This is a genomic window from Rathayibacter sp. AY1E6 (assembly GCF_002931115.1).
Lineage (GTDB): Bacteria > Actinomycetota > Actinomycetes > Actinomycetales > Microbacteriaceae > Rathayibacter.
The window spans coordinates 1-2341 of sequence record NZ_PSVK01000045.1 but is presented as its reverse complement, the minus strand read 5'-3'; the positions used below and the strand labels follow the sequence as shown (position 1 = coordinate 2341).

Genomic DNA, 2341 nt, shown 5'->3' with positions numbered 1-2341 from the left:
GGCGGGGCGAACGGGCGGGGGCGTTCCGGCGGGGACGGGCGGAGCGGGCTCGCACCGCGGACCGCCTCGGACGAGCTCCGCGATCCGCAGCACCCGGTCGGCCGACGTCCGGGCGGACGGGTCGTGTGCTGGGACCCGCGCGGACCTCCGCGGTCGGCGGGACGTCGTGTCCTGTTCGCCTGCCGCCCCTTGCCCGCGCGCCGCTCCGAGCGCACGCTGGAGTCATGACCGCATGGAGCCCTCTCGAGACCGTCGGCGCCGTGGTGCTCGCCCTCGCGCTGATCGGGCTCGCCGTCGCGGCCGTGGCGGTCGGAGCAGGCGACGAGATCGCGTTCATCGGCGTGCTGGTCGCCTTCGCGGTCGCGGTCACCGGGCTCGGCCTCCACATCGCCGGCCGCGAGGCGCGGTACCGCCGCGACAACCGGTGACTCCGAAGCGCTTCCGCCGCGACGACCGCTGAGGAGGTGCGCTCCCGCCGCGGCGGCCGCTCAGCGGGACGCGCCCCGCCGCGACGGCCGCTGATCGGGGGGCGCCCCGCCGCGACGACACTCGGCCGGTCAGCGCCCGAGCTCCACCAGCAGCACGCCGGCGATGATCAGGCCGATCCCGCCGAGCATCGTCCAGGTCAGGGGGTCCTGGAACAGCCAGCGCCCGAGCACCGCGGTCAGCGCGACTCCGACCGCCGCCCAGATCCCGTAGGCCACCCCGATCGGCATGCCCTGCGCGAGCGCCCCGGCCAGCAGCGTGAACGCGACGACGTAGCCGACTCCGACCACGACGTACCAGCGCTTCCGGCCGTCCGTCGCGGGCTTGAGGCTCATCGTCGCGGCGACCTCGGTGAGGATCGCGCCCGAGAGCAGCAGCCAGGCCATCAGCGCACCGCCCGGCGCGCGGCCTGCGCTCGCTGCGAGCCGATCTCGACCATCAGCACGCCCGCGATGATCAGCACCAGCCCGATCGTCATCACGCCCGTCAGCGGCTGACCGAAGAGCACGGCCGCGAGGACCGCCGTCAGCGCGACGCCGCACGCGCCCCATACGCCGTACGCGACTCCGATCGGCATGCCGGCCTTGAGCACCCGGCTGAGGAGGACGAACGCCGCCAGGTAGCCCGCCACCACGAGGGCGTACCAGCCCGGCGACTCGATGGCGGCCTGGAGGGCGAGCGACGCCGTCACCTCGGTGAGGATCGCGCCGGTGAGGAGCGCCCAGCTCATCGTGTGCCGTCGGATCGGGTCATCCGGCCAGCGTAGGGCGGGCGCGGAGGCGTGCGACCGTGGAACGAGGGCTCAGCGCGCGGGGAGGGTGGGAACGATCGTTCTCTGGGCAGTGACGCGCTCACCGCGCGAAGTGCTCGCGCACCTCCGCCTGCCAGCGCTCGCGGTCCTCCTCCGTGATGAACGCCGCGTCGAAGGAGTTGAGCGCCAGCTGCTCGAGCTGCGCGTCGTCCATCCCCAGCTCCTCGACCAGGGCGCGGTAGTTCTCATCCACGTAGCCGCCGAAGTAGGGCGGATCGTCGCTCGAGACCGTCACGACGAGTCCCTCGCGGAGCATCGCGGGCAGCGGGTGGTCGGCCATCGTGTCCACCGCGCGCAGGGCGACGTTCGACAGCGGGCACACCGTCACCGGGATGCGGCGCTCGCGGAGCATCGCGACGACCTCCGGGTCCTCCATCGCGCGGATCCCGTGGTCGATCCGCTCGACCTTCAGCAGCTCGACGGTGGCCGCGACCGTCTCGGGCCCGGCCTCCTCGCCGGCGTGCGCGACCAGGCGCAGTCCGTCCGCCGCGGCGCGCGCGTAGACGTCGACGAACAGCTCCGGGCCGAAGCCCACCTCGTTCGAGTCGAGCCCGACGCCGACGATGTGCTCGCGCCAGGGGAGGATCGCCGTCAGCATCTCGTCGGCCGCGTCGGCGCCCAGGTCGCGGAGGAAGCACATGATCAGGTCCGTCGAGATCCCGTGGGTCTCCTCGCTCCGGCCGAGCGCACGGGTGATCCCGCTCATCACGGTGTCGAGCGCGACGCCGTTGCCGAGGTGCGTCTGCGGGTCGAAGAAGATCTCGGCGCGGCGGACGTTCGCCTTCTGCGCCCGGTCGAGGTAGCCGGTCGCGAGCTCGAAGAAGTCCCGCTCCGTCTTCAGCACGGTGAGGTTCGAGTAGTGCAGCTCCAGGAACGACGCGAGGTCGGTGAAGGAGTACCGGGCGCGGAGGGCGTCGAGGTCCTCGGTGGGCAGGGCGACCCCGTTGCGGCGCGCCATCTCGACGATGTGCTCGGGCTCGATCGTGCCCTCGAGGTGGATGTGCAGCTCGGCGCTGGGCGGGGCGGGGAAGGCGGGGCGGGGCA

At 73.3% G+C, this 2341-nt stretch carries 4 protein-coding genes; 1 reads left to right on the top strand and 3 read right to left on the bottom strand.

Annotation, left to right across the window (positions count from 1 at the left end; genetic code table 11):
• Positions 1 to 224 precede the first annotated feature (224 nt).
• Entirely contained in the window at positions 225 to 428 is a 204-nt protein-coding gene (locus C5C46_RS16510; RefSeq protein ID WP_104227488.1) for a hypothetical protein, read from the top strand.
• Between the two features lie 129 nt (positions 429 to 557).
• Here C5C46_RS16510 and C5C46_RS16505 read toward each other — a convergent pair whose 3' ends face one another.
• The 3 genes from C5C46_RS16505 to C5C46_RS16495 form a co-directional block, all read right to left on the bottom strand.
• On the bottom strand, positions 558 to 872 hold the full coding sequence (locus C5C46_RS16505) for a multidrug efflux SMR transporter (protein ID WP_104227487.1): 315 nt from the start codon (positions 870 to 872) through the stop codon (positions 558 to 560).
• Complete coding sequence (locus tag C5C46_RS16500) at positions 872 to 1216, bottom strand: multidrug efflux SMR transporter (RefSeq protein ID WP_104227486.1); 345 nt, start codon at positions 1214 to 1216, stop codon at positions 872 to 874. The genes C5C46_RS16505 and C5C46_RS16500 overlap by 1 nt, the downstream gene beginning before the upstream one ends.
• 121 nt (positions 1217 to 1337) lie before the next feature.
• Positions 1338 to 2341, bottom strand: a 1004-nt coding sequence (locus C5C46_RS16495) for an adenosine deaminase (protein WP_308471134.1), incomplete at its 5' end; no start/stop codon positions are given.

Excerpts from the sequence above, each read along its gene's own strand:
- C5C46_RS16510 (WP_104227488.1), top strand. The coding sequence starts at position 225 with ATGACCGCATGGAGCCCTCTCGAGACCGTCGGCGCCGTGGTGCTCGCC.
- C5C46_RS16505 (WP_104227487.1), bottom strand. The coding sequence starts at position 872 with ATGGCCTGGCTGCTGCTCTCGGGCGCGATCCTCACCGAGGTCGCCGCG.
- C5C46_RS16500 (WP_104227486.1), bottom strand. The coding sequence starts at position 1,216 with ATGAGCTGGGCGCTCCTCACCGGCGCGATCCTCACCGAGGTGACGGCG.